Genomic DNA, 25977 nt, shown 5'->3' on the forward strand with positions numbered 1-25977 from the left:
GTGAGGGGGCAAATGATAAGGGATAAAATGCGATAACACTTGTTGTTAAAACAAGAAAATCACCCCGGACGCAGGCGCTTCTGATCGCGTTTAGGCAGTTTGTCGACCACGCAGTGCCAGGAGTCAGTGATTAACCCTGAGAGCAATTCCGGGCTGATATCCTCGCCGCCGGAAACGGTTATCCAGTGCTTTTTATTCATGTGGTAGCCCGGCCCGACGCTTTTATAAATCTCCTGATGCAACAGCACGTTATCCGGCTTCGCTTTAAGATTCACGATGGGATTACCGCGCAAGATCATGGCAATCATAAAGATTTTACCGCCAACCCGATACACGTCGTACTCCGGGCCGAACGGCCAGGTCTGTTCGGTGAAGGGCAGTTCAAGCGCAAACTGATGAGCATGTTTGACTATGGCCTCGCCGTTCATGCGGCATTTTCCTCCGCCAGCGCCAGCCACATGGCTTCAAACCCGAGGGCGGTTAAGTCACTGGCGCGCGTCGGTTCGTGGCTGGCAAATTCGATGGTGGTTTCGGCAAGCGACAAAAACAGCGCATCGCCAAACGCCTGAAACTCGGTGGAGAGAAACACGCTGCGCACCGAGCGCTGGCAGAGCTTATGCAGTTCCGGGAACATGTCCGTCACTTCTTGCTTTGTCTCGACGGTAATTTTTTCACTCACCGCCATACGGCGAATGGCTTTGTGGCCGAGCGGATTACGCACGCCCCAGGAGATGTAGCTGTTCCAGATGCAGCGGGTGAAGTCTTTCGGCGTCACCGCGTCCGTAATGCCCGCCAGCATGGTTTCACACAGGGAGCTTTTCAGGTGCAGGTAAAGCGCATTGAGCAGGTCGTCTTTGGTGGCGAAGTAGCGAAACAGCGTGCCCTCGGCAACGCCAGCGTTACGGGCTATCAGGGCCGTCGATGCCGCGATCCCCTGCTGGGCAATTGCCGACGTTGCGGCTTCCAGTAACGCCTGTTTTTTATCTTCACTCTTAGGACGAGCCACTACACTTTACCTCTCGGACGGGAAAAAACACCGATTGAAGCACGCCCCTTGCAGCACTTCAACGCTGAATGTCAAAAATTGAAAATCGGCTTGACGACTTTCGCTTGTTTTCTATAATGAGTGCTTACTCACTCATAAGCAAGATTTCTCTTAAATACTGTCTCCAGGATGGAGCGGGTCTTCGGTCTGGATATGCAGCGTCTACTTCTCAGTGTGGTCATCATCATGTTAATTGCCAGTGCAGCGAGTTTACCCTTTGTGCTAAATGCCGGTTTCGGTAAGGCCCCGCAGGGCGATCGGTTGAATGCGATGGAAGGCTCCGCGCACTACCGCGATGGTCAGTTCCATAACCAGCAGCCGACGCCGAGCTGGTCCGGGCAGAAAAGTATGCCGCGGGCCATCTGGGAGTTCTTAACCGAAAAGCGCCCGAACGCGCGCCCGGAAAAACCGCTGCCGATGGTGAAAACCGATCTCGCCAGCCTGCCGGTGCAGCAGGAAGTGATGATCTGGCTCGGTCACTCTTCGTGGTATTTACAGCTTGGCGGAAAGCGCATTCTGATTGACCCGGTGTTCAGCAGCTATGCCGCACCGTTTTCCTTCCTCAATAAGGCATTCGAAGGGGACTACCCGTGGCGAGCCGAAACGATGCCGGACATCGATCTGCTGATCATCTCCCACGACCATTACGATCATCTGGATTACGCGACGATCAAAGGTCTGATGCCGAAGATCAAACGCGTGATTACCCCGCTGGGTGTGGGTTCACACCTGCGCTACTGGGGCATGGACAGCGCCATTATTACCGAAGCCGACTGGAACCAGCAGGTGAAGGTCAGCGACGAACTGACGGCCCACGTGCTGCCCGCGCGCCACTTCTCCGGACGCGGCCTGAAGCGTAACCAGACGCTGTGGGGCAGCTTCATGTTCGTCACGCCAGAGCAAAACATCTATTACAGCGGCGACAGCGGCTATGGCCCGCACTTTAAGGCCATCGGTGAGCAGTTTGGCCACGTCGATTTGGCCATCATGGAGAACGGCCAGTATGACCAGGACTGGAAATACATTCACATGCTGCCGGACGAAACGGCGCAGGCCGCCGTCGATCTCAACGCTCGTGCCGTGTTGCCCGGTCACGCAGGGCGCTTCGTGCTCGCCAAACACACCTGGGACGATCCGTATAAGCGGCTGGCCGAGGCCAGTGCCGGGAAAAATTATCGCCTGTTAACGCCGGTTCAGGGCGAACCCGTGTGGGTTGCCAACCGCGATCAGCAGTTTCGCGCCTGGTGGGAATGACCACCGCGCAGTTTCGAGAGAGGGGAGGAAGGTATGACGATTTCCGCTCAGGTTATTGACACCATCGTCGAGTGGATTGACGACAATCTGCACCAGCCGCTGCGCATTGACGACATCGCCCGCCACGCGGGATATTCGAAGTGGCATCTGCAGCGCCTGTTTCTACAGCAAAAGGGGGAGAGTCTTGGGCGCTATATCCGCGAGCGCAAGCTCAGATTAGCGGCACAGGAGCTGCGCGACACCGATCAGAAGGTCTACGACATCTGCCTGAAGTACGGGTTTGACTCACAGCAGACTTTCACCCGGGTGTTTACCCGCACCTTTAAGCAGCCACCCGGCGCGTGGCGCAAAGAGAATCAGAGTCGGGCGCACTAGCGCATAAAAAAACAGAGCCTGCGAAAGCGGGCTTTTTTACGTCTTTATTCTGAACAACTAAGTGATATTGCAAACCATTCCCATTTGCATTAGCGTGTTCCCCTCTGACAACAGGAACGTTAACGTAATGAAAATGGCGTGGAGTGGTTTACTGATTGGATTAAGCGCGCTGCCGGTGACGGCCTGCGAATCGCCTTCTCTTCAGGGTGAGCAGAAGGGCAAATTCGATGCCAGCGGTGAGGTTTGTTTTGCCCTTCCGGAGCTTGGGGAAAACTACGTTCAGGCCAGACTGGTCGGTGTGACGGATGCCCGCCTGCTGGACCGTGACAATCGCCGTATACGCACCCTCATAGAGGGCGGCCCGGCAGACGGCACGCAAACCCTGCTGTTTTCGCTGCCGGTGCACCAAAGCTCCACGCTGGTGCTGAACGGTAACGAGGGAGAGCGCTGGCACTTTCAGTGGCGAATGAAAGAGACGTCCGCAGTGGTAAAAGCGGACAGCCCGGCTCCTGCCAGCCCGATGTTGCAGAAGCTGGCGGCAGACCTTGTGGCAGGAGGCTCCACTGAAACCTTCTGGCAAAAGCGCCAGCAGGAGGGCACGCCGATGATTGAGCCAGTGGATGCGCAGCATAGGCGAGTGACTTTCCTCTGGCGCGGTGCGCGTCATAACGTATTTTTGCTTGGATCGCCTGCGGGTGAGCACGATCCGCTGTTCCGACTGGGCGATTCCGACGTCTGGTTCCGCAGCTACGTGGTGCCTGCCGATACGCTGATGCAGTATAAATTAGCGCCGGACGTGCCGCTCATCGGCAGCGATCCGCATGAACAGCGCCAGGCGATTATGGTCAGCGCCCAGGCCGATCCGCTGAACCCGGATACGCTCCAGCCCGGGGGCGATCGCTGGAATCGTCATTCGCTGCTCGCGCTCGATCCTGCCCGCTACTGCACGCTGGCGCGCATGAAAAAGCCCATTCAGTACGGCCAGTTGACCCGCCATCAGCTGGACAGCGATTTTCTGGGCAATACGCGTGAAATCAAAATCTATCGCCCTCGAATGCCTCAGCCTGCGCGCTGGACGCTGCTGCTGTTCGACGGCAAGCAGTATCAGGATGAGTACCATTTTGCCAACGTGCTCGACGATTTGATTGCCCGCCACGTGCTGCCACCGGTCAACGTGGTGTTTATCGACACGCTCGATCACACCCGCCGCAGCGCCGAACTGCCGCCGAACCCGCGCTTTGCCGATTTTATGGCGCATGAGCTGCTGCCATGGCTGCACCGGCAGGGGCTCAGCCTGCAACGGCAGAAAACGGTGCTGGCGGGCTCCAGCTACGGTGGGCTGGCGGCGTCCTGGGTGGCGCTGCGCTACCCGCGCCTGTTTGGTAACGTGCTGAGCCTGTCTGGCTCTTACTGGTGGGCCCCGAAAGGGGAGGCTTCAGACTGGCTCACGCGGCAGTATCAGCAGTCGCCGCGCTATCCGGTTCGCTTCTGGCTTCAGGCGGGCACTTTCGAAACCAGTGGCCCTGGCGGGGGCAACTACCCCAACACATTAGAGTTTGAACAGGTGCTGCGTGACAAAGGCTATCGCGTCAGCTTCCATCCATATGCCAGCGGGCACGACTACGCGGCATGGTGTGAAGCCCTGGTCGACGGAATGCGCGATTTCACAGGCTTAGTCCGCAAGTGAGAACCAGCGACGCCAGATAAAGCGCAGCACGAAAAACTCGATGGCGCCGAGCAGCAAAAACCAGATGCAGAACAAGATGGTATAGAGCTGGCTCATGTCCATCAGGTGAAAAACGCTCACCATTTTTTGTGCCACCGTCAGCCCCAGGGAAGGGGCGGGCAGCAGCAGACAGGAGAGAAAGGCCATCAGCAAAATGCCGCCAGCGGTGGAAAGGGTTTCGAGCGGATGTTTCATTGTGATGTTAATCAGTCGTTGTAAAAAAGGTATTGTCCGGTAAATTTTAACGTCGTGCAATATGCTCTTCGCGTGCGATATTTCTCACAACAAAATATGAGATCTGATATTTCTATTGAAATAATGTTTTAAGTTCTCCGGTAATAATTGAATTGTCAGTTTACGTTATTATTACGTCATCATCTTTACAAACATATAAGTACTGTATCCGACAAGCGTAGCAATCATGATTGCTAAAACGATGTAAAGCGCCAGGCGGCGTGCGGGGTAGGTTCCAAACATAGGTGTCCTCGTTTAATAATGGTTTAGAATGTGTCGGTATTATATTGAGTAACAAAATGCTGAATGCAGTTTTGAATATTGTGGTAACTGTAATATTGCGTCAGATCAATTTTTGAGACGGCAAAGTAAACATTGTTTAAATCTTCTCAATATTGGCCCGAAATAGACTTCAGGCTATTTGCCTCCGGGAAATTATAAGGAAACGTATTTTGACTAAAATGATCACTCCCCAAAATATGCCGCCTGGCGGCAATCCGCCTGAGCATGCTTACCAGAAATCCTGTGCGCAGGTCCTGGACGATCATCAGAGCCAGACAAGCGGCCTGACGGCGGCTGAAGCCCATACCAGACGCGAAGCCTTCGGGCCAAACGCGCTGCCAGAAAAGAAAGGCAAACCGGCGTGGCTGCGCTTCCTGGCGCACTTCAACGACGTGCTGATTTACGTCCTGCTTGGCGCGGGCGTGCTGACGGCGGCGATGGGCCACTGGGTAGATACCTTTGTGATTCTGGGCGTTACCGTCATCAATGCCCTGATTGGTCACCTGCAGGAGAGCAGCGCGGCGAAGTCGCTGCAAAGCATCCGCAACATGCTGTCGAGCGATGCGGTGGTGCTCCGCGACGGCAAGCATGAAACCCTCGCCACCACTGAGCTGGTGCCGGGCGATATCGTTCTGCTGCGCGCAGGCGATCGCATTCCGGCAGATATGCGCGTGCTTGAAGCGCACAACCTGCGGGTGGAAGAAGCGATTCTGACCGGCGAATCCACCGTGGTGGACAAGCACGCAGACGCCCTGAGCGGTGAACTGGCCCTCGGTGATCGCACCAACATGCTCTTCTCCGGCACCACGGTCAGCGCTGGCGGCGGTACGGGCGTGGTCACGGCAACCGGTGAACAAACGGAGCTGGGCCACATCAATCAGATGATGGCGGAGATCAAACAGGCCCGCACGCCGCTGCTGGTGCAGATGGACAAGCTGGGCAAAGCCATCTTCGTCATTATCCTGGCGATGATGGCCGCGCTGTTTGTCTTCAGCCTTGTGCTGCGCGACATGCCGATGAGCGAGCTGCTGCTGTCGCTGATTAGCCTTGCCGTGGCCGCCGTGCCAGAAGGCTTACCGGCAATCATCTCGATCATTCTTTCACTCGGCGTCCAGGCAATGGCGCGCAAGCGGGCCATCGTGCGCAAGCTGCCGACGGTGGAAACCCTCGGCGCGATGACCGTCGTGTGTTCGGACAAAACCGGCACCCTGACGATGAACGAAATGACGGTGAAGGCCATTATCACCGCCGACTGCTGCTATCTCGTGGACGGCGACAGCTACGCGCCAACCGGCAACATCTACCTGGAAGGCAGCAACGAAGCGGTGCAAATCCGGCCGGGTACCGTGCTGGAACAGTATCTGCGTACCATCGATCTGTGCAACGACAGCCAGCTGGTGAAGCAGGACAACGGCCTGTGGGGCATTACCGGCGGCCCAACTGAAGGGGCACTGAAGGTGCTGGCGGCGAAAGCGCACCTGGCCGAGGTAGATTCACAGCTGGTCGCCAAAATTCCGTTTGATTCGCAGTACAAATACATGGCTACACACTACCGCATCGGCAGCGAAGAGCGTGTTCTGATCACCGGCGCACCGGACGTCCTCTTTGCGTTGTGCCAGGCGCAGCAGACGAAGCAGGGTATTGTGGCCTTTGAGCGTGCTTACTGGGAGCAGGAAATGGAGCGCTACGCCCGCCAGGGGCTGCGTATGGTTGCTGCCGCGAGCATGCCAGCCCTGCCAGGGAGCACAACCCTTGAGCATTCCGATCTGCAAAGCGGCCTGGTGTTCCTCGGCATCGCCGGAATGATGGACCCGCCGCGCCCGGAAGCGATTGATGCGATCCACGCCTGTCAGAAGGCAGGGATCCGCGTGAAGATGATCACCGGCGATCACCCGCAAACGGCAATGAGCATCGGCCAGATGCTGGGGATCAGCAACAGCCAGCAGGCGATGACCGGCTATCAGCTGGAGCACATGGATGACGCGGAGCTGGCGAAGGCGGCCGTGGAGTTTGACATCTTCGCCCGCACCAGCCCGGAGCATAAGCTGCGCCTGGTAAAAGCGTTGCAGATGCAGGGAGAAGTTGTGGGCATGACGGGCGACGGCGTGAACGATGCGCCTGCGCTGCGCCAGGCAGATGTCGGCATCGCCATGGGCATTAAGGGCACGGAAGTGACCAAAGAGGCCGCCGACATGGTGCTGACGGACGATAACTTCGCCACCATCGCCAGCTCGGTGAAAGAGGGGCGTCGCGTCTACGACAACCTGAAAAAAACCATCCTGTTTATCATGCCGACCAACCTGGCGCAGGGGCTGCTTATCATCATCGCCCTGCTGGCAGGCAGCGTGATCCCACTGACTCCGGTGCTGATCCTCTGGCTGAACATGGCCACCTCCGCCACGCTCTCCTTTGGTCTTGCTTTTGAGGCCGCCGAGCGCAACGCCATGAATCGCCCGCCGCGTAAAACGGGCCAGCACGTGATGGACGGGTATGCCGTCTGGCGCGTGGCCTTCGTCGGCTCGATGATTGCGCTGAGCGCCTTCGCGCTGGAGGCCTGGCTTGGCCCACGCGGGCACAGCCCGGAGTTTATCCGCACCGTGCTGTTGCAGATGCTGGTGGCGGCGCAGTGGGTCTACATGATCAACTGCCGCAGCAGCAATCGCTTCTCCCTCAACCGTGGCCTGCTGTTGAACAAAGGCATCTGGCTGGTGACCGGGGTGCTGCTCCTGCTCCAGCTGGCAATGATCTACCTGCCGTTTATGCAGATGATGTTCGGTACCGAAGCGCTGCCGCTGCGTTACTGGGGCATCACCCTGGCGATGGCGGGTGCGATGTTCTTCGTGGTCGAAATCGAAAAACGCCTGACGCGCCGCTTCCGTAAAACGAGCTGAACCTGCCTGAAGCGCCTCCCGTAAAGGGGAGGCGCGAACCGGAGATCCCCATGAACAAAACTCTTCGCCACGCCTTACTGGCCTGTGGTCTGGCTGTCTGTACGCTGGGTACGGCAATGGCCAGCGCAATACCGGTGCGTCTGGTCACAGTTGAGCAGACTTCCCACGCTGCGGAGCGACAGATCCCCGGTCGCATCGAGGCCATTCACACCGTGGCTATCCGTGCTCGTACCGAAGGCGTTATCGAAAAAATGCACTTCCGCGAAGGGCAATACGTCAACGCCGGTGACCTCATGTTCGAACTCGACAGCGCTTCTCAACGCGCCGCGTTGTCGCTTGCGCAGGCTGAGCAGAAAAGCGCAGAGGCGTCATTGCGGCAGGCACAGCAGCTGCTGGCGCGCTACGAGAGTCTGAAGAACAGCCAGGCCATCAGCCGCAACGATGTGGACACCGCGCGGATGCAGCGAGACGTGGCCGCCGCAGCGGTCGAGCAGGCAAAAGCCCGCGTGCAGACGCAGACCATCGCGCTCAGCTACACGCGTATCACTTCCCCGGTCACCGGGCGCGTCGGGCACACCAGCATGCATCAGGGCAGCCTGATTAACCCTGCCAGCGGCGTGCTGGTGGAGGTGGTTCAGCTCGATCCAGTGCGCATCGCCTTTGCGCTGGATGAGCAAACCTTCTGGCAAAAAAGCGGGCAGCACGTGGACATCAGCGATCTGAAGGCCGCGTGGCTGCCGCAGATCCAGCTGAACGGTGAAAGGGCATCGGGCACGCTGACCTCCGTCGATAACCGCATCGATCCGCGTACCGCCAGCGTCACCCTGCGGGCGGAGTTTGCCAACCCGCAGCATCGCCTGCTGCCGGGCGGCAGCGTGGATATCTGGCTGCGCCCGCAGGAAGAACAGCCGACGCTAATGATCCCGGCCGCCGCCGTCATGCAGGATGCCAGCGGCTTTTTCGCCTGGGCTGTGGACGGTAACGGCCTGGCGCAGCAGAAGCGCCTGAAGCTCGGCGCTCAGCAGGGGCAACAGTTTACCGTGCTAGACGGGCTGACGTCGGGCGAGCGTATCGTGACCGAAGGCGCGCAGCGTCTGCGTAACGGCGTTGCCGTTCAGCCGCTGAGCTAAGGAGAGAGAATGCTGACGTTCTTTATTCGTCGTCCGCGCTTTGCGATGGTCATCGCGCTGCTGCTGACTTTTGTTGGCGCCGTGGCCCTGAAGCTGCTGCCCGTGGAGCAATATCCGCAGATCACGCCGCCGGTCGTGAACGTCAGCGCCAGCTGGCCTGGTGCCAGCGCGTCGGACGTGGCAGAAGCCATCGCCACGCCGCTGGAAACGCAGCTCAACGGCGTCGACCACATGCTGTACATGGAATCCACCAGCTCTGATGAGGGCACCTACAGCCTGAGCATCACCTTTGCGGCAGGCACCGATCCGGACCTCGCGGCGATCGACGTACAAAACCGCGTTTCGCAGGCGGTTGCGCAGCTCCCGGCTGAAGCACAGCAGAACGGCGTTCAGGTGCGTAAGCGCGCCACCAACCTGATGATGGGTGTCAGCCTTTACTCGCCGGAAAGCAGCCTGACGCCGCTGTTTGTCAGCAACTATGCCAGCACCCGCGTGCGTGAAGCGCTGGCGCGGCTGCCGGGCGTGGGTCAGGTGCAGATGTTTGGCGCGCGCGACTACAGCATGCGCATCTGGCTGCGGCCAGACCGCATGAACGCCCTGAACATCACCGCCGAAGACGTTTCCCAGGCGCTGCGTGAGCAGAATGTGCAGGGCGCAGCGGGGCAGGTCGGCACGCCGCCGGTGTTCAACGGGCAGCAGCAGACCCTGACGATTAACGGCCTGGGGCGACTCAATGAAGCCGACGAATTCAGTAACATCATTCTGCGCGCGGGCGAACAGGGCCAACTGGTACGCCTGGGCGACGTGGCGACCATTGAATTAGGTTCACGCAGCTACAGCTCCGGGGCGCAGCTCAACGGGCATGACTCTGCCTATCTTGGGATTTACCCCACGCCTTCGGCCAATGCGCTGGAGGTGGCAAAACGCGTTCGCGCTGAGCTGGAAACCCTTTCCTCGCGCTTTCCGAACGATCTCAAATATGAAGTGAAGTTCGATACCACCCGCTTCGTTGCAGCGACCATCGAAGAAATTGCCTTCTCCCTCGGCCTGACGATGCTGGCGGTCGTGGTCGTGGTATCTCTGTTCCTGCAAAGCTGGCGCGCCACCCTGATTGTCGCGCTGGCGATCCCGGTCTCTTTAACGGGCACCTTTGCCATACTCTGGGGGCTTGGCTACAGCGCCAATACCCTGAGCCTGTTCGCGATCATTCTGGCGCTGACGATGGTCGTGGATGACGCCATCGTGGTCGTCGAAAATGTTGAAAGCCTGATGGCAGAGGGGCTCGATCGTAAAACGGCCACGGCGAAAGCGCTGGGGCAAATCGCCGGCCCGGTTATCGCCACCACCCTGGTTCTGCTGGCGGTGTTTGTACCCGTCGCGCTCCTGCCGGGTATCGTCGGCGAGCTTTATCGTCAGTTTGCGGTGACGCTCTCCGCCGCCGTCACGCTTTCAAGCCTGGTGGCGCTGACCCTGACGCCTGCGCTCTGCGCGCTGCTGCTGCGTCCTCGTCCGCAGACGCCTGCGGCAATTTATCGCGCCTTTAACCGTGGGCTGGATGCCACGCGCAACGGCTATCAGTGCTGGGTTGAGAAACTGACCCGTCGTCCGTGGCTGGCGCTGCTGGCGACGGGGGCCGCCGCGCTGCTGGTGGCGTTCAGCTTCATGAACATGCCAAAAGGGTTCCTGCCGCAGGAGGATCAGGGCTACTTCTTCGCCAACGTCCAGCTGCCGGAAGCGGCTTCGCTGGAGCGCACTGAGGCCGTCATGAATCAGGCGCGTGAAATACTGCGCCGGGATCCGGCGGTGGCCGATGTGATTCAGGTTTCCGGATTTAACATCCTCAACGGCACCAGCGCGTCGAACGGCGGGTTTATGTCGGTGATGCTCAAAGACTGGCACCAGCGTGAGCCGCTGGATGCGGTCATGGGGGCGCTACAGCGTCAGCTGCTGACTCTGCCTGGGGCGACGATCATGACCTTTGCGCCGCCAACGCTGCCGGGCCTGGGCACGGCGTCCGGCTTCGACCTGCGTCTGCTGGCACAGGAAGGGCAGTCGTCGGCGGAGCTTGAGCAGACGCTGCAAAAGATCCTGCGTGCGGCGAATCAGCATCCTCAGCTGAGCCGGGTGTTCAGCACCTGGAGCAGCACCGTGCCGCAACTTTCGCTTTCCGTTGACCGCGAGCGTGCGGCCCGCCTGGACGTGCCGGTATCGCGCATCTTCAGCACATTGCAAACCGCCTTTGGCGGCACGCGCGCGGGTGATTTCAGCATTAACAACCGCGTCTGGCATGTAGTCATGCAAAACGAAATGCAGTGGCGCGAGCGCGCTGAGCAAATCAGCGATCTCTACGTGCGCAGCAACGGCGGCGAGCGGGTGCGGCTTAGCAACCTGGTTACCATCACACCGACCGTGGGCGCGCCCTTCCTGCAACAGTACAACCAGTTCCCCTCTGTCGCGGTGAGCGGGTCTGCCGCTGAAGGCGCGAGCAGCCGCACGGCGATGGTGGCAATGGAGCAGATCCTCGCGACGAATCTGCCGCAGGGCTATGACTACGCCTGGAGCGGAATGAGCTGGCAGGAGCAGCAGACCGGCAATCAGGCCGTGTGGATCGTGCTGGCGGCGGTGGTGATGGCCTGGCTGTTCCTCGTGGCGCAGTATGAAAGCTGGACGCTGCCGGGCAGCGTGATGCTCTCCGTGCTGTTTGCCATCGGCGGCGCGTTGCTCTGGTTGTGGTTAGCCGGATACGCCAACGACGTGTACGTGCAGATTGGCCTGGTACTGCTGATAGCGCTGGCGGCGAAGAACGCGATTCTGATTGTCGAATTTGCCCGAACGCGGCGCGAGAGCGGGGCGTCCATTATCGAGGCCGCCTGTGAAGGTGCTTCCCGGCGTTTTCGCGCCGTGATGATGACTGCCGTCTCGTTTATTATCGGCGTGCTGCCAATGATGCTGGCGAGTGGCGCAGGGGCGCAGAGCCGGAAGATTATCGGCACTACGGTGTTCAGCGGCATGCTGGTGGCAACGGCTGTCGGGCTGGTGTTTATTCCCTCGCTGTATGTGTTGTTCCAGCGCCTGCGCGAGTGGGGGCACAAGCGGGCGGGCTAAGCCGCCCAAATCTCACAATGCTTTTCCACAAGGGCAATCAGCGAGCCGCCGGAGGCGATAAATTCCCGCATCCCGTCGGCTTCGCTGTGGCCCTGCTGAACCCGTCTTGCCAGCGCCTCTATAGCGCTAACGTCCCCCCAGGGTTCGATGGTTTCCAGCAGGCGCTGAACCTCTTCCCCAAGCGGGCGCTGCTCACCGGTTTGCACGTCCGTCAGCACGCCATCGAGGCCGTAGCGGCAGGCCTGGAAGCGGTTAAATTTATACAGCAGGTAGTCTTGCTCCTGATGCTTAAACGGCCTCTTTTCCAGCAGCCAGCAGGCGATAGCCTGAATCAACCCGGCGATGTTTACCGCGCTCTCAAGCGTCAGCGGCGTGTCCATCACCCTGACTTCCACAGTGCCAAAATGCGGGCTGGGACGGATGTCCCAGTGTAAATCCTTGATGCTGTCGATCATGCTGGTATAGCTGAGTCGACGAAACAGTCCTTCGAACCCTTGCCAGTTGGCTACCCACGGCATCGGGCCCATATCGGGAAAAGCGGAAAAGACGTTCAGGCGCGAAGTGGCAAATTTTGTGTCACTCCCCTGCAAATAAGGGGAGGCGGCGCTCAGCGCAATCAGGTGAGGCACATAGCGCGAGAGCCCGTGCAGCAGGTAAATGGCGTCATTGCCGCTGGTGCAGCCGACGTGAACGTGCTGCCCGAACACCGTCGCCTGCTGGATAAGGTAGCCGAACTGCTCCAGCGTGCGCAGGTAGCGTTCGTTGTCGCACACTTCCTGACGTTGCCACTTCTGAAAGGGATGCGTCCCGCCGCCGCAAATTTGCACGTGCTGGCGCGAGGCGGCCTCTAGCACGGTCTGGCGAATAGCGGAAAGCTGGTGGCTTGCCTGATGGATGTCGTGACACACGCCGGTGGCTATCTCCAGCATGCTTTCGGTGATGTCATGCTTGATCTCTCCGCCAGCCAGTTTGCCGTCAATCTGTGCAATAAGCGCGGAAGAGTCCTGACTCAGATCGAACCCAGGCGGATTGACCACCTGCATTTCAAGCTCAATGCCGAGAGTATAAGGATCCGAAACGTGAAAATCGGGAAGTGGCATGGCAAGGTCCGGTAGCGGTTTTTTGTCAGTATAGGAGACAAAAAACCGCATTACCGTCAGGCCACAGGGCGTGGCCTGTTTAAGGAGAGTTACCCGGCAGACCAGGTGTAAGGTGCTGCCACGCCGAGCGGCATGCCCAGTCCCCACCAGGCCAGCAGGAACAGGCTCCAGCTGATGAAGAACGCAATGGAGTACGGCATCATCATCGACACCAGAGTACCCACACCCGCGCCTTTGGTGTAGCGCTGACAGTAGATGACGATTAGCGGGAAGAAGACCATCAGCGGAGTGATGATGTTGGTGCAGGAGTCACCGATGCGGAACGCCGCCTGAGTCAGCTCTGGCGAAATACCGACGGCCATCAGCATTGGCACCATGATTGGCGACAGCAGCGCCCATTTGGCGGATGCGGAACCGATAAGCAGGTTCACCACCGCGGTCAGGACAATCATGCCGATAATGGTGGCTTCACCCGGCAGCGCCATGGCTTTCAGTCCGTCGGCTCCCGCCAGCGCAATCAGCGTACCGATATTGGAATCGCTGAAGGCCTTAATGAACATGGCGCAGAAGAAGGCCATTACCATATAAGAGCCCATCTTGCTCATCGACTCGTTCATCGCGCCAATGACGTCTTTCCCGCTCTTGAAGGTGCCTGCACTCAGGCCAAAGACAATGCCGGGAATGATAAAGATCAGGAAAATCAGTGGCACAATAGACTTCATGATCGGCGCGCTGTAGGCCGTGAGCGAGCCTTCAGGGCTGCGCAGCATCGAGCCTTCCGGCCATGCGGCGGCGGCCAGCGCCACCAGGCTTAGGATCATCACCAGGCCCGCACGGTTAAAGGCGCGGTTTTCTACTGCTGACACCTGCGACATGTCTTCATCATGCTTAAAATCGCCGTCGAGGGTCATTTTACTGACGCGCGGCTCCACGATGCGCTCCGTCACCCACCAGCCTACCAGGGTTATCATGATTGACGAGCCGATACCGAAGAACAGGTTGCACAGGGTGTTGACGGTGTAGGTGTTGTCGAGCAGCTGCGCCGCGGCCTGGGTGAAGCCCTGCAACAGTGCGTCGTTGCCGGTTGGCACCATGTTGGCGGCGAATCCGCCTGAGACACCCGCGAACGCGGCGGCAATACCCACCAGCGGATGACGGCCTGCGGACATAAAGATAATGGCCCCGAGCGGGATCACCAACACGTAGCCGGCATCCGCCGCCACGTGGCTGAACATCGCCACAAAAATCAGCATTGGCGTCAGCAGCTTCTTCGGCGTCACGCGCAGCATCTTTTTCAGCGCCACGTTAATAAATCCGGAGCTCTCCGCCACGCCCACGCCGAGCATCGCCACCAGGACGATACCGAGCGGCGCAAAGCTAGTGAAGGTGGTAACCATATTGGCGAGCGTGTTGCTCAGCGCTTCGGCAGAGAGCAGGTTATTGACCTGCACGGTTTGCTGATTGACCGGGTTAACGATGTCGAACGACATTTGCGACAGCACGGCCGACAGGCCCATTACCGCGAGTAAAAAATAGAAAAAGATCAGTGCGGGTTCCGGCAGCCGGTTGCCCGCCTTCTCAATGGCGTTGAGGAACCCGCTCATCAGGCGACTTTCCTGCCCGTCCTTTTTTGTCCTTGTCAGTGTATTCATAGATCTCCTTTCGACCGACTGAGTGTTTCATTTCTTTTCCGAATGTGTCGAAGGGATAATAGAGGGAATGCCAGCCTGAAACTATCTATTTATGGTAATAAAAGCTGATTGTGATCGCATTTGCAGGGTGTTGTTCCGAGTCATTCGCTATTGCCTGGTTAATGATTCGGTTTATACGTTTGGTTTCGGAGTTCGCGGCTGTATCAGTGCCTGCGTTTTGCCGAAATGCAGCCGCTTGCATGGTATAACCTGAGTCAATCACATCAGCAGGAGCAGAGCGTGGCTGAGTTGAACGAATACGGGCAATGGGTGGGTGACCCGGTACCTGACTGGCATGGTGCCGGAGAACTTAAGCGGAAAATGCTGACGGGCCGAAGCTGTCGCCTGGAGCCAATAAATGCGGCGCAGCATTCGGCAGATTTATACGATGCCTTTGCGCTGGCTGAAGATGAACGGGACTGGACCTGGCTTGGCAGCGTGCGACCGGTCTCCGTTGCGGCAACCGAACAATGGTTACAGGCCAAAGTCGATGACAGCGGTCTGGTGCCGTATGCGGTCATTGATGCACGCAGCGAACGCACGGTCGGCGTGGTGTGCCTGATGGCGATTGACCGCGCTAACGGCACGGTGGAAATCGGCCACGTTAGCTGGTCACTGCGGATGAAGCGTAGCGTGATGAGTACCGAGGTGGTCTGGCTGCTGCTTCGGGAGGCTTTCGCCTGCGGCTACCGTCGCGTGGAGTGGAAATGTGATGCACTGAACGTGGCTTCGCGGCAGGCCGCCGAACGTATCGGTTTCACTTTCGAAGGGCGATTTCGGCAAAGAATGGTGCGCAAAGGCCGCAACCGGGACAGCGACTGGCTGTCGATTATCGACGGTGAATGGCCAGCGATTGATGCCGCACTACAAAGTTGGCTCGCGCCGGAAAATTTTGATGCGCAAGGCCAGCAATTACGCAGGCTGGAGAGTTTTCGTCAGTAGCGTGACAACATTCTGCCCGCGCTGAAGCCAGGCAAGCTGAAAGCGTTCGCCCGCAAGGGCGGGTGAGAAGGTGTCCGTGAGCTGCAATGAGATGCTCAGCGTATCCAGCGTGACAACCTCCGCTGAGGCAAAGCCGGGCAGGCCGGTTGCCATAAAAGAGAAGGCTTTGAAGGCGCTTTCTTTTGCGCTAAAGGCCAGCGTCAATGCCAGTGGAAAAGGTAGGCCGCTGGCATTCAGCACCATTTGTTCTTCCGTCGTGACAATGCTCCCGACCACTTCGCCACACATCGCCTCACTAAAACACGTTTCCAAATCTACCCCGATGGGTTCCTGCGATACCACCGCCAGCGCGGAAGTGCCGCAGTGGCTGATGCTGCCGTAAAAACCGTCCGGCCACAGCGGCTGGCGGTTGTCGCCGATGCCAGGGATTTTGCGAATATTGTGCTGCTGCAACGCGTGAAAGGCGGCGAGTCGTCCGGCGAGATGCTCGGCTTTACGCTTCCTGCCCGCGTGGGCAAGTTTGTGGTGGTGCGGCAGCCAGAGAAGGTCGGCTTCGGTGAAGTTCTTTGGATCAAAATCTATCTGATGGAGGGTGTGAGCGGCGAGGGTGAAAGTGCTGTGGGTGGTTTTCATGCCTGATGTCTCCCTCTCCCTGACCCTCTCCCAAAGGGAGAGGGAACTGTCAGGAGCAGGTTTTGCCGTTCTCCCTCTCCCGTAAGTCGAGTGAGGGCCAGTTTTTCTCCCTCTCCCGGAAATCAAGTGAGGGCTCGTTTTTCTCCCTCTCCCTGGGGAGAGGGCCGGGGAGAGGGCGCGTGGAGGAACCTGATACGACGCATTCCCCTCTCCGCATGAAGAGGGGAAACTCAGGATCAGAAGTGCGTATTCACGCTCATATAATAAGTCCGGCCGGACTCGTTATAAGTTTCTGCGCCTGCGCCATACATATAGCCCGTCGCGCCGCCGGTGGTCTGGGCGTTACCCGCACGCCAGTGACGTTTGTCGAACAGGTTGTCGATCCCCGCCGTGAAGCTGACGTATTTGGTCGCATCCCAGGTGCCGCTCAGGCCAACGATGCTGTACGGGTTGACTTCGTTCAGCTCGCTGCCGGTGGCTGGCTGACCTTTGTAGTTGTACTTCTTCGGCTGCTGCTTGCCGTACCAGGTGAAGGTCGACTGCACGGAGAAGTCCTGGACTACCTGCCAGCTCAGGGTCGAGTTCAGCGTATATTCAGGAATGATCGACAGACGATCGCCGGTTTCCTTGTTCTTACTTTGCAGCATGTAGGTGATGTTGTTGGTCCAGTTGACGCTCTCGGTCACCGGCACGTTCAACGTGCCTTCCAGGCCTTCAACCACCGCTTTCGGCACGTTTTCCCACTGATAGAGATCGGTGCCGGAAGTGTTGGTCGCCACCGGAGCGTAGCCCGCTTCAATCTTGTTGCGGTAGTCGTTGCGGAACCAGGTGGCACCTGCCAGCCAGCCATCACGCTTGAATTCCAGACCCACTTCTTTGTTGATGCTGGTTTCAGCCTTCAGGTCTTCATTACCCTGCAGGTAGCAGCCGCTGGTGCTGGCGTAGCAGCCCTGGCCTTTGCTGTAGAGAATGTAGTTCGGGTTGGTTTGGTACAGGCTTGGCGCTTTATAGGCGCGCGCGATACCCATCTTCAGGGTGAAGTCATCACCTAAGCCTTGAGACAGGTTCAGGGACGGGCTCCAGTTGTCGCCGACAATGCTGTGGTGATCGAAGCGCAGCGCTGGCGTCAGCATAGTGGAGTCGGTCACTTCGATGTTGTCTTCAGCAAACAGCGAGAAGATCTCCGCCTGCGAGTACGGACTGCGGCCGGTGCTGCTGTAGCCCGGAATTTCCCCGCCCATAAAGGTTTGGGTGTTGGAGCCCATATCCTTCATTTTCTGCTGGTTCCACTCGGTGCCGAGGGTCAGCGTCTGGTTGAAGACAAAATCGACAGGCAGGTTGATTTCGCTGTGCAGCAGCACGTCGGAGAGATCGATATCAACAAACTTATTGGAGTTGAAGATCCCTTCGGTGCCGCCCGCCAGGCCTTCACCTTTACGGGAGTTACGGGTGTGTTCGTACTGCGCCCAGGTGCTGGTGGTGATGCCATTATCCCAGCCGCCGTTCCAGGTGAGGGAATAGTTCTGGCGATAAAGACGGTTGGTCTCTTTGCCGTAGTTTTCCTTCACGAAAGCATTGGTGTTGGTGTTCTGGGTATCGCCCGCGTAGAGGTTGTTCTGACGGCTGTAACCGGCTTCCAGTTCCAGCGACTGCATCGGCGCAAAGTCCCAACGCACCAGGCCATTGATGTCTTTATTTTCCACCCCTTCGCGCCCGGCGGGCAGGGTGTTCTGGTAGATCCCGGTACGCTCTGACTGATGGCCCTGGTTGATGTCCCAGGCGTCGGCCTGCGTTTTGTCCAGGTTGCCCCACAGACGGAAGCTGAAGTCGCCGCCCATCGGGCCGGTCAGGCTGAAGTTGGTACGCTTGGTGGAGCCTTCATCTTTGTGCTCCGGCAGGTTCATGTAGGTGTCCCATGAGCCGTGCCACTCGTTGCTGGCTTTTTTGGTGATGATGTTCACCACGCCGCCTGCCGCACCGTTGCCGTAACGGGCAGCGGCCGGGCCACGGATAACTTCAATACGTTCGATCATTTCCGGCGGCACCCAGCCGGTATCGCCACGGGTGTCACGTTCGCCACGCCAGCCCAGACGCACGGAGTTGCGGCTGGTGACAGGCTTGCCGTCAACCAGAATCAGGGTGTTTTCCGGGCCCATGCCGCGGATATCAATCTGGCGGTTGTTGCCGCGCTGGCCGCTGGTGGAGTTGCCCGTCAGGTTCACGCCCGGCATGGTACGGATAATTTCGGACACGTCGCGAGCGGGCGGATTTTTGCGGATCTCATCCGCGGTGATAGTGGACACGCCCGGCGCCTGCAGGTTCTGCTGGGCGGCGGTCACAACCATAGTTTCTTCTGCATCTGCCGTTTTTGCCTTTGCGGTCTCTTCAGCGTGCAGTGGTAAAGCCACCCCGTAAATGCCCAGATTAACCAGTAAGGTCAGGGACTTAAGTTTGTTATTCATTATCAGTCAACGTCCTGCTGTATGGATAAAACCTCGTCAAGGCGCAGAGCGACGTTCGGAGGTTATGGATGAAACGAAAACGCGCGCCAATACGCTATTGCAAATGCAAATAGTTATCAATAATATTATCAATAATTTTTAAGGTGTAACAAAAATTCCATACAAGACGCGGGGTTAACGTGGCGGAGACGGCAGCGGCAGGGAGTGCAGAGTGGTGGGCGGGAATTAATGGCCCCCAGTGGCGGAGGGAAGGCGAGGATTGCCACGTCACATTTTACTGGCGCGACCCGGCGGGGGATGAACATCATTCCGCCGTTCAGCGGGTGTGGATCTATATCACCGGGGTCACCGATCATCATCAAAATGCAGTGCCGCAGACGCTGTCCCGTCTGCCCGGCACCGACGTCTGGCAGTGGCAAACCTGTCTGCCTGCCAGCTGGCGCGGTAGCTACTGTTTTATTCCCACCGAACGCACCGATGACTTCGCGGCAGAGCTGTTTACTGGCGCAGCACTCGATCGCCAGTTGCTGCGTGAGGGCTGGCGAAAACTGCTGCCGCAGGCGGTGGCCGACCCACGAAATCAGCACAGCTGGCGCGGCGGGCGAGGGCATGCTGTGTCGGCGTTTTCCTTGCCGGAAGCGCCCATACAGCCCGGCTGGGATCTGCCCGACGTACCCTATACGCCACCGGTCTGTATTCAGTGGCGCAGCCAGCGCCTCGGCAACGTGCGCCGCGTCTGGGTCTATACCACGGGCGAAATGTCTTCTGCTGAACGTCCGCTGGCGCTGCTGCTCGACGGGCAGTTCTGGGCCGAAAGTATGCCAGTCTGGTCACCGCTTGCCCGTCTGACGCGTGAAGGCCAACTGCCCTCCGCCGTGTATGTCCTTATCGACGCCATCGACACCGCGCACCGCAGCGCCGAGTTACCGTGCAACCGCGATTTCTGGCTGGCGCTTCAGGAAGAGCTGCTGCCGCAAATCCAGCGTATTGCGCCGCACAGCGAGCATCCTGAGCGTCGTCTTGTGGCCGGGCAAAGCTTTGGCGGTCTGGCGGCGATGTATGCCGGGCTGAGCTTCCCGCAGCAGTTTGGCTGTGTGCTGAGTCAGTCCGGTTCCTACTGGTGGCCCACGCGCGGCAGCACTGAGGGGGGCGTGATCCCCGAAAAACTTTCCCGTGGCGAGTTTTCGCCGCGTGGCCTGCGCATCTGGCTGGAAGCGGGACGTCGCGAGCCGATTATCTTTAAGGCCAATCAGGCCCTCTTACAACAACTACAACGTACACAGCAGCCGGTTTTCTGGCGTCAGGTTGACGGCGGACACGATGCGCTGTGCTGGCGCGGCGGCTTAACGGCAGGGCTGATTGCGCTCTGGCAGCCGCTGCTCACGGCATAGTGCGCTTTACGACAGGAGTTTGGTATGCAAATCAGTAACCCTTTCGATGATGCGCAAGGGCAGTTTTATATTCTGCAAAATGCGCAGCAGCAGTACAGCCTGTGGCCGCAGCAGTGCGCATTGCCCGAAGGCTGGCGCGTCGTCTGCGAACCTCAAAGCGCCGAGGTCTGCAACGCCTGGCTGGCGGCCCGCTGGACAACCCTGAACCCCGCCCATTTCGCCGGAGCCCACCATGACTAACCGTTTACCGCTGGTGGCCGCACAGCCGGGGATCTGGATGGCGGAGCAGCTCTCCACGCTGCCGAACGCCTGGAGCGTCGCCCATTATGTTGAACTTGAAGGCGAGATTGATAGCGCCCTGTTCAATGAGTCCATCACCCTGGGGCTGACGCAGGCCGACACGCTGAAAATGCGCTTTGCCGAAGATAACGGCGAGCCGTGGCAGTGGGTGGATGAGAGCCTGACGCCAGCGGCGAGCACCGTGCTTGATTTTCGCGGCGAAGCCTCGCCGCATGTAGCCGCAATGGCGTCAATGCAAGCCGACCTGGCGCAGAACACCCGTGTTGATAGCGGTAACCCACTGGTCTGTCACCAACTGATCCGCATCGACGATCGCCGCTGGTACTGGTATCAGCGTTATCACCATTTGCTGGTGGATGGCTTCAGCTTCCCGGCCATTACCCGCCAGATCGTGCAAATTTATGCCGCATTGCAGCGAGGTGAAACGCCGCCCGCATCGCCGTTTACGCCGTTTGCAGAAGTTGTCGATGAGTATCAGCGCTACCAGCAGAGCGAAGCGCGCGCGCGCGATGGCGCATTCTGGGCTGAGCAGCGTAAACAGCTGCCGCCCCCGGCTTCGCTTTCCTCTGCGCCACTGCCTGGCCGGGCGGCGACCACCGATATCTGGCGGCTGAAGCTCACGGCGGACAAGCGGGGCTTTAGTCAGATAGTGGCAACATCCTCATGTCAGCGCACCGATTTAGCTCTGGCGCTGGCCGCGCTGTGGTTGGGCCGTCTTTGCGGACGCAGCGACTACGCAGCGGGCTACATCTTCATGCGCCGCATGGGCTCTGCCGCGCTGACTGCAACGGGCCCGGTGCTGAACGTGCTGCCGCTGGCGGTCACCCTCAAACCGGAAGAAACCCTGCCGGAGCTGGCGAACCGTCTTGGCGCACAGCTGAAAAAAATGCGTCGTCATCAGCGCTACGACGCGGAACAAATTGTTCGCGACGCAGGCAAGGCGGCGGGTGATGAGCCGCTGTTTGGCCCGGTGTTCAATATCAAAGTGTTCGACTATCAGCTCGAACTCGACGGCGTGCGCGCCACGACCCACACTCTGGCGACGGGCCCGGTAAACGACCTCGAACTGGCGCTGTTCCCGGACGAAGAGGGCGGCCTGACGATCGAAGTGCTCGCCAATAAGCAGCGCTACGACGAAGCGGCATTGCAGCAGCACATCGCCCGCCTGCTGGCGATGCTGAACCAGTTTGCCGCCAATCCTGTACTACGCTGCGGCGACGTTGAGATGGTGTCAGACGAGGAGTATCAGCGTCTGGAACAGATTAACGACACGGGCATGATGCTGCCGGAAACCACGCTCAGCGCGCTGGTCGCGGCACAGGCGGCGAAAACGCCGGATGCTATTGCGCTGGCGGATGCCCGGCTGCAGTTCACCTATCGTGAAATGCGCCAGCAGGTGGTGGCCCTGGCAAAAGTGCTACGCGAGCGTGGCGTAAAACCCGGCGACAGCGTTGCGGTCGCATTACCGCGTTCGGTTTTTTTAACCCTCGCGCTGCACGGTATTGTGGAGGCGGGTGCGGCCTGGCTGCCGCTGGACACGGGCTATCCGGACGAGCGTCTGCACATGATGCTGGAAGATGCCCGCCCCTCGCTGCTGATCACCTCTGACGATCAGCTGAGCCGTTTCTCCGGCATCGACACGCTGTGCTACACCGCGCCGCTGTCTGCGGGCGATGACACTCCGCTCGCGCTTTCCCGCCCGGAGCAGACGGCCTATATCATCTTCACATCAGGGTCGACCGGACGGCCAAAAGGCGTGATGGTCGGCCAGACGGCGATCGTCAACCGCCTGCTGTGGATGCAGGACCACTATCCGCTCACGGCGGATGACGTGGTGGCGCAAAAAACGCCGTGCAGTTTTGACGTCTCGGTGTGGGAATTTTGGTGGCCGTTTATCACCGGCGCGAAGCTGGTGATGGCTGAGCCGGATGCTCATCGCGACCCGCAGGCACTGCAACAGTTCTTCGCTGATTTCGGCGTGACGACCACGCACTTTGTGCCGTCGATGCTGGCGGCGTTTGTGGCCTCGCTGAGTGAAGATAACGTGGCTTCGTGCCGGACGCTTAAGCAGGTGTTCTGCAGCGGCGAAGCGCTGCCAACGGCACTTTGCCGGGAGTGGGAACAGCTCACCGGCGCGCCGCTGCACAACTTATACGGGCCGACGGAAGCGGCGGTCGACGTCAGCTGGTATCCGGCATTCGGGCCAGAGCTGGCGGCGGTGAAGGGTAACAGCGTGCCGATTGGCTTCCCGGTGTGGAACACTGGCCTGCGCATTCTCGACGCGCAGATGCGCCCGGTGCCGTTCGGCGTAGCGGGCGACCTGTATCTCACCGGCATCCAGCTGGCGCAGGGCTACATGGGGCGCCCGGATCTGACCGCCAGCCGCTTTAATGCCGATCCGTTTGCGCCAGGTGAGCGGATGTATCGCACCGGTGACGTGGCCCGCTGGCAGGATAACGGCGCGGTAGAGTATCTGGGCCGCAGCGACGATCAGCTGAAAATTCGTGGCCAGCGCATCGAACTGGGTGAAATCGAACGCATGATGCTCACTCTGCCGGACGTGGCACAGGCGGTTGCACACGCGTGCGTGCTGAATCAGGCCGCGGCGGTGGGCGGTGATGCGCGTCAACTGGTGGGTTACGTGGTGTCGGAATCCGGGCTGCCGCTGGATTGCGCTGCGCTGCTCGAAAACCTTCGCGACAAACTTCCGCCGCATATGGTGCCGGTCACGCTGATTTCTCTTTCAGCCTTACCGCTCAGCGCTAACGGCAAGCTCGATCGCAAAGCCCTGCCGCTGCCGGAGCTGACGCAAAAAGCGCCGGGGAGGGCGGTGGAAAGCAAAACTGAAATCGCCGTCGCCGATGCGTTCAGCGCGCTGCTCGGCTGCGAGGTTCAGGACGTGGATGCCGATTTCTTCGCGCTTGGCGGCCATTCTCTGCTGGCTATGCGCCTGGCGGCACAGCTGAGCCGCACCTTTGCCCGTCAGGTTACGCCGGGGCAGGTGATGGTGGCGTCCTCCGTGGGCAAGCTGAGCCATCTGCTGGACTCGGTAAACGATGCGCAGGCGCAGCGCCTGGGTTATGAAACGCTTCTCCCGCTGCGCGAAAGTGACGGGCCGCGCCTGTGGTGCTTCCATCCGGCTTCTGGCTTTGCCTGGCAGTTCAGTGTGCTGGCCCGCTGGCTGAGTCCGCGATGGTCAATTACAGGTATTCAGTCGCCGCGCCCAGAGGGTCCGATGGCGCATGCGAACACGCTCGATGAACTCTGCGAACATCATCTGCAAACATTGCTGGCGCAGCAGCCGCATGGGCCATATTACCTGTTTGGCTACTCGCTAGGCGGCACGCTGGCGCAGGGGATTGCTGCCCGGCTCCGCCAGCGCGGCGAAGAGGTTGCCTTCCTTGGCCTGCTGGACACCTGGCCGCCGGAGACGCAAAACTGGTCGGAAAAGGAAGCCAACGGTCTGGATCCGGAAGTGTTGGCGGAGATCAATCGCGAACGTGATGCCTTCCTCGCTGCACAGCAAGGCCAGGCCTCTGGCGAGCTGTTCAGTGCCATTGAAGGCAACTACGCCGATGCGGTGCGCCTGCTTACCACGGCACACAGCGTGAAGTTTGACGGCAAAGCGACGTTGTTTGTTGCCGAACGCACGCTGACGCCGGGGCAGGATCCGCATCGTGCCTGGGCCCCGTGGGTGAGTGAGCTGGATGTGTACCGTCAGGACTGTGCTCACGTGGACATCATCTCCCCGCAGGCGTTTGAGGCTATTGGCCCGGTGCTGAAAGAAGTGCTTGGCTAATCCGTTTTCGGGCAGTCCTCTGACTGCCCGCTATCCTTATTTTGCGCCTGTGGCACAATGAGCGCTTTCCATACAGGTACTGGAGTGAAGGGAAGTGCTCAGTCGTATCGATCTGTTCTTAATCCACCCGCCAAAGACCGCGCTGCGCGGTGCTAAAAAGGCCGGACTGGATTTCATCTGGTTTGGCGTGAAGGAACTTCGCGCTTGCCTGTTCGCCGGGCTCTTTTTCCTCGCGATTTTCTGCGTGCCCCACAGCGGAGTTTTGGGTGTACCACGCTACGATGTGCTGTTGCTGATAGCGCTCGCCATTCAGTTCACCATGTTTTTCACCCGCCTCGAAAGCCTCGATGAAATCAAAGCCATTACGTTGTTTCACGTGCTCGGCTTTGCGCTGGAGCTGTTTAAAACGTCGTCGGCGATTGGCTCCTGGCACTACCCGGAAGCGGGCTGGAGCAAAATAGGTGGCGTGCCGCTGTTCAGTGGTTTTATGTATGCGGCGGTGGGGAGCTACATCATTCAGTGCTGGCGCCTGTTCGACCTGAAAATTCGCCATCACCCGCCGATTCTGCATGCGGTTTTGCTCTCGCTTGCGCTGTACGCCAACTTTTTCACCCATCATTTCATCGGTGACTACCGTGGGTATATCGCGGCGGTTGCGCTCGGCATGTATGCACGCTCAACGGTGGTTTTCACCCCTTACGACAGGCCCTACAAAATGCCACTGCTGGTGGCTTTCGCCCTGATTGGCTTTTTCATCTGGCTGGCGGAAAATATGGGCACCTTCTTCGGCGTCTGGCGCTACCCAAATCAGCTGGGCGCATGGGCGACGGTGCATGTCGGCAAATGGGGTTCCTGGACGCTGCTGGTGATGATGACCTTTACCATCACGCTGTTCCTGAAAGACATTAAAAAGCGAATTCATGTCGCGCAATAAATACTTGAGACGATGTGTTTTGCCGGGTGGCGGCTATGCCTGACCCGGCCTACGCGCAGGCTCGGTAAGCACAGCGCCATCGGGCAAAACCGATATCACCAGCCGTAGCTTACGCCCCCGCCAACCACGAAGTTCTGCTGCGTGTCGTTAGAAACCGAGGCTTTCACGACCACGTGTTCTGCGGCTCGCGCCGAGAACCCAACGGCCAGCGCGCTTTCGCCATCCGTTGTACCCACGCCCGCACCGACGCTGAAGGTCTGGCCCTGAATCACCTGCGGAATATTCGCCATCGCCGCCACGCCGGAAATTGCTGCTGACGCACGCTGACGGTTTTCATCCACTTGGTTTTTCAGATTGCTGAAGTTCTCATTGTTGCTGGCTTCCAGCTTCTCAATGCGCTGCTCGTTTTGTGCAATGGCCGCAGAGTTGTTGCCCACATGGTGCTCAACCTCATCAATATGATCCGTGTTGTCGGCAATAGCCGCCGCGTTATGGTCAATATCCTGCGTTTGTTTGTTGTCGAGCGCTTGCGTGGCCTGGAGCTTATTGTCGACAGCAGTATTGATTTGCTCCTGATTGTGGGCGCGGGTGTCAGCGTCGTGCTCAACCTGTCCGATGTGGTTGGTGTTGTCGGCAATGGCCGCCGCGTTATGATCGATATCCTGCGTTTGATTGTTGTCGAG

The 25977-nt window shown here is 59.1% G+C and carries 19 protein-coding genes; 11 read left to right on the forward strand and 8 right to left on the reverse strand.

The features are described from left to right. Positions 1-59 precede the first annotated feature (59 nt). Positions 60-428: an MmcQ/YjbR family DNA-binding protein gene (locus CRO87_RS04085; RefSeq protein WP_097161640.1), complete on the reverse strand. Its 369-nt coding sequence runs from the start codon at positions 426-428 to the stop codon at positions 60-62. After that, positions 425-1006 (reverse strand): TetR/AcrR family transcriptional regulator, encoded by a 582-nt coding sequence (locus CRO87_RS04090; RefSeq protein WP_097161641.1) that lies wholly within the window; start codon positions 1004-1006, stop codon positions 425-427. Before CRO87_RS04090 ends, CRO87_RS04085 begins: the two co-directional genes overlap by 4 nt. A gap of 192 nt (positions 1007-1198) precedes the next feature. Between CRO87_RS04090 and CRO87_RS04095 the strand changes: the two genes are divergently transcribed. From CRO87_RS04095 to CRO87_RS04105, 3 genes are all read left to right on the forward strand, one after another. Further along, complete coding sequence (locus CRO87_RS04095; protein WP_097161642.1) at positions 1199-2299, forward strand: MBL fold metallo-hydrolase; 1101 nt, start codon at positions 1199-1201, stop codon at positions 2297-2299. 33 nt (positions 2300-2332) lie between these two features. After that, positions 2333-2674 carry a RamA family antibiotic efflux transcriptional regulator gene (locus CRO87_RS04100; protein WP_097161643.1) on the forward strand — a complete coding sequence of 114 codons (342 nt, stop codon included), beginning with the start codon at positions 2333-2335 and terminating at the stop codon, positions 2672-2674. Positions 2675-2801: 127 nt separating this feature from the next. Next, positions 2802-4361 (forward strand): alpha/beta hydrolase-fold protein, encoded by a 1560-nt coding sequence (locus tag CRO87_RS04105; protein WP_097161644.1) that lies wholly within the window; start codon positions 2802-2804, stop codon positions 4359-4361. On the opposite strand, the gene CRO87_RS04110 is transcribed toward CRO87_RS04105, so the two are convergent. Further along, positions 4347-4595, reverse strand: a complete 249-nt coding sequence (locus tag CRO87_RS04110; protein WP_097161645.1) for a DUF1158 domain-containing protein — start codon at positions 4593-4595, stop codon at positions 4347-4349. The genes CRO87_RS04105 and CRO87_RS04110 overlap by 15 nt on opposite strands. Before the next feature lie 500 nt (positions 4596-5095). Between CRO87_RS04110 and CRO87_RS04115 the strand changes: the two genes are divergently transcribed. Genes CRO87_RS04115 through CRO87_RS04125 form a run of 3 tightly spaced genes read left to right on the forward strand, consistent with a single transcriptional unit; the run spans position 5096 to position 12042 of the window. Further along, positions 5096-7807 carry a cation-transporting P-type ATPase gene (locus CRO87_RS04115; protein WP_097161646.1) on the forward strand — a complete coding sequence of 904 codons (2712 nt, stop codon included), beginning with the start codon at positions 5096-5098 and terminating at the stop codon, positions 7805-7807. A gap of 50 nt (positions 7808-7857) precedes the next feature. Further along, the gene (locus tag CRO87_RS04120; RefSeq protein ID WP_097161647.1) at positions 7858-8937 is read left to right on the forward strand and encodes an efflux RND transporter periplasmic adaptor subunit; all 1080 of its coding nucleotides are present in this window, start codon (positions 7858-7860) and stop codon (positions 8935-8937) included. Between the two features lie 9 nt (positions 8938-8946). Continuing rightward, a complete protein-coding gene (locus CRO87_RS04125; RefSeq protein ID WP_097161648.1) occupies positions 8947-12042 on the forward strand; it encodes an efflux RND transporter permease subunit in 3096 nt (1031 codons plus the stop codon). Here CRO87_RS04125 and CRO87_RS04130 read toward each other — a convergent pair. Both CRO87_RS04130 and CRO87_RS04135 read right to left on the reverse strand, forming a co-directional pair. Continuing rightward, the gene (locus CRO87_RS04130) at positions 12039-13142 is read right to left on the reverse strand and encodes a YbdK family carboxylate-amine ligase (RefSeq protein WP_097161649.1); all 1104 of its coding nucleotides are present in this window, start codon (positions 13140-13142) and stop codon (positions 12039-12041) included. The two genes, CRO87_RS04125 and CRO87_RS04130, sit on opposite strands and share 4 nt — an antisense overlap. A gap of 89 nt (positions 13143-13231) precedes the next feature. Continuing rightward, positions 13232-14794, reverse strand: a complete 1563-nt coding sequence (locus tag CRO87_RS04135; protein ID WP_097161650.1) for an AbgT family transporter — start codon at positions 14792-14794, stop codon at positions 13232-13234. Positions 14795-15073: 279 nt separating this feature from the next. On the opposite strand from CRO87_RS04135, the gene CRO87_RS04140 reads away from it, so the two are divergent. Then, on the forward strand, positions 15074-15775 hold the full coding sequence (locus CRO87_RS04140; protein WP_097161651.1) for a GNAT family N-acetyltransferase: 702 nt from the start codon (positions 15074-15076) through the stop codon (positions 15773-15775). On the opposite strand, the gene entD is transcribed toward CRO87_RS04140, so the two are convergent. Together entD and CRO87_RS04150 are read right to left on the reverse strand one after the other, a co-directional pair. Continuing rightward, positions 15746-16408 (reverse strand): enterobactin synthase subunit EntD, encoded by a 663-nt coding sequence (gene entD / locus CRO87_RS04145; RefSeq protein ID WP_097161652.1) that lies wholly within the window; start codon positions 16406-16408, stop codon positions 15746-15748. The two genes, CRO87_RS04140 and entD, sit on opposite strands and share 30 nt — an antisense overlap. A gap of 236 nt (positions 16409-16644) precedes the next feature. After that, the gene (locus tag CRO87_RS04150; RefSeq protein ID WP_097161653.1) at positions 16645-18870 is read right to left on the reverse strand and encodes a TonB-dependent siderophore receptor; all 2226 of its coding nucleotides are present in this window, start codon (positions 18868-18870) and stop codon (positions 16645-16647) included. 179 nt (positions 18871-19049) lie between these two features. Here CRO87_RS04150 and fes point away from each other — a divergent pair, with 179 nt between their 5' ends. The 4 genes from fes (at position 19050) to CRO87_RS04170 (ending at position 25294) form a co-directional block, all read left to right on the forward strand. Beyond that, positions 19050-20261, forward strand: a complete 1212-nt coding sequence (gene fes, locus CRO87_RS04155; RefSeq protein WP_097161654.1) for an enterochelin esterase — start codon at positions 19050-19052, stop codon at positions 20259-20261. 24 nt (positions 20262-20285) lie between these two features. Continuing rightward, complete coding sequence (locus CRO87_RS04160) at positions 20286-20501, forward strand: MbtH family NRPS accessory protein (RefSeq protein WP_097161655.1); 216 nt, start codon at positions 20286-20288, stop codon at positions 20499-20501. Continuing rightward, positions 20494-24360 (forward strand): enterobactin non-ribosomal peptide synthetase EntF, encoded by a 3867-nt coding sequence (gene entF, locus CRO87_RS04165; RefSeq protein WP_097161656.1) that lies wholly within the window; start codon positions 20494-20496, stop codon positions 24358-24360. Before CRO87_RS04160 ends, entF begins: the two co-directional genes overlap by 8 nt. Before the next feature lie 94 nt (positions 24361-24454). Then, complete coding sequence (locus CRO87_RS04170; RefSeq protein WP_097161657.1) at positions 24455-25294, forward strand: DUF817 domain-containing protein; 840 nt, start codon at positions 24455-24457, stop codon at positions 25292-25294. 95 nt (positions 25295-25389) lie between these two features. Here CRO87_RS04170 and CRO87_RS04175 read toward each other — a convergent pair. Beyond that, positions 25390-25977, reverse strand: a 588-nt coding sequence (locus tag CRO87_RS04175) for a YadA C-terminal domain-containing protein (protein WP_097161658.1), incomplete at its 5' end; no start/stop codon positions are given.

Origin of the sequence: Enterobacter sp. CC120223-11 (genome assembly GCF_900215375.1) — a bacterium.
GTDB lineage: Bacteria > Pseudomonadota > Gammaproteobacteria > Enterobacterales > Enterobacteriaceae > Scandinavium.

Excerpts from the sequence above, each read along its gene's own strand:
- CRO87_RS04085 (WP_097161640.1), bottom strand. The coding sequence starts at position 428 with ATGAACGGCGAGGCCATAGTCAAACATGCTCATCAGTTTGCGCTTGAA.
- CRO87_RS04095 (WP_097161642.1), top strand. The coding sequence starts at position 1,199 with ATGCAGCGTCTACTTCTCAGTGTGGTCATCATCATGTTAATTGCCAGT.
- CRO87_RS04100 (WP_097161643.1), top strand. The coding sequence starts at position 2,333 with ATGACGATTTCCGCTCAGGTTATTGACACCATCGTCGAGTGGATTGAC.
- CRO87_RS04105 (WP_097161644.1), top strand. The coding sequence starts at position 2,802 with ATGAAAATGGCGTGGAGTGGTTTACTGATTGGATTAAGCGCGCTGCCG.
- CRO87_RS04110 (WP_097161645.1), bottom strand. The coding sequence starts at position 4,595 with ATGAAACATCCGCTCGAAACCCTTTCCACCGCTGGCGGCATTTTGCTG.
- CRO87_RS04115 (WP_097161646.1), top strand. The coding sequence starts at position 5,096 with ATGATCACTCCCCAAAATATGCCGCCTGGCGGCAATCCGCCTGAGCAT.
- CRO87_RS04120 (WP_097161647.1), top strand. The coding sequence starts at position 7,858 with ATGAACAAAACTCTTCGCCACGCCTTACTGGCCTGTGGTCTGGCTGTC.
- CRO87_RS04125 (WP_097161648.1), top strand. The coding sequence starts at position 8,947 with ATGCTGACGTTCTTTATTCGTCGTCCGCGCTTTGCGATGGTCATCGCG.
- CRO87_RS04130 (WP_097161649.1), bottom strand. The coding sequence starts at position 13,142 with ATGCCACTTCCCGATTTTCACGTTTCGGATCCTTATACTCTCGGCATT.
- CRO87_RS04135 (WP_097161650.1), bottom strand. The coding sequence starts at position 14,794 with ATGAATACACTGACAAGGACAAAAAAGGACGGGCAGGAAAGTCGCCTG.
- entD (WP_097161652.1), bottom strand. The coding sequence starts at position 16,408 with ATGAAAACCACCCACAGCACTTTCACCCTCGCCGCTCACACCCTCCAT.
- CRO87_RS04150 (WP_097161653.1), bottom strand. The coding sequence starts at position 18,870 with ATGAATAACAAACTTAAGTCCCTGACCTTACTGGTTAATCTGGGCATT.
- CRO87_RS04160 (WP_097161655.1), top strand. The coding sequence starts at position 20,286 with ATGCAAATCAGTAACCCTTTCGATGATGCGCAAGGGCAGTTTTATATT.
- entF (WP_097161656.1), top strand. The coding sequence starts at position 20,494 with ATGACTAACCGTTTACCGCTGGTGGCCGCACAGCCGGGGATCTGGATG.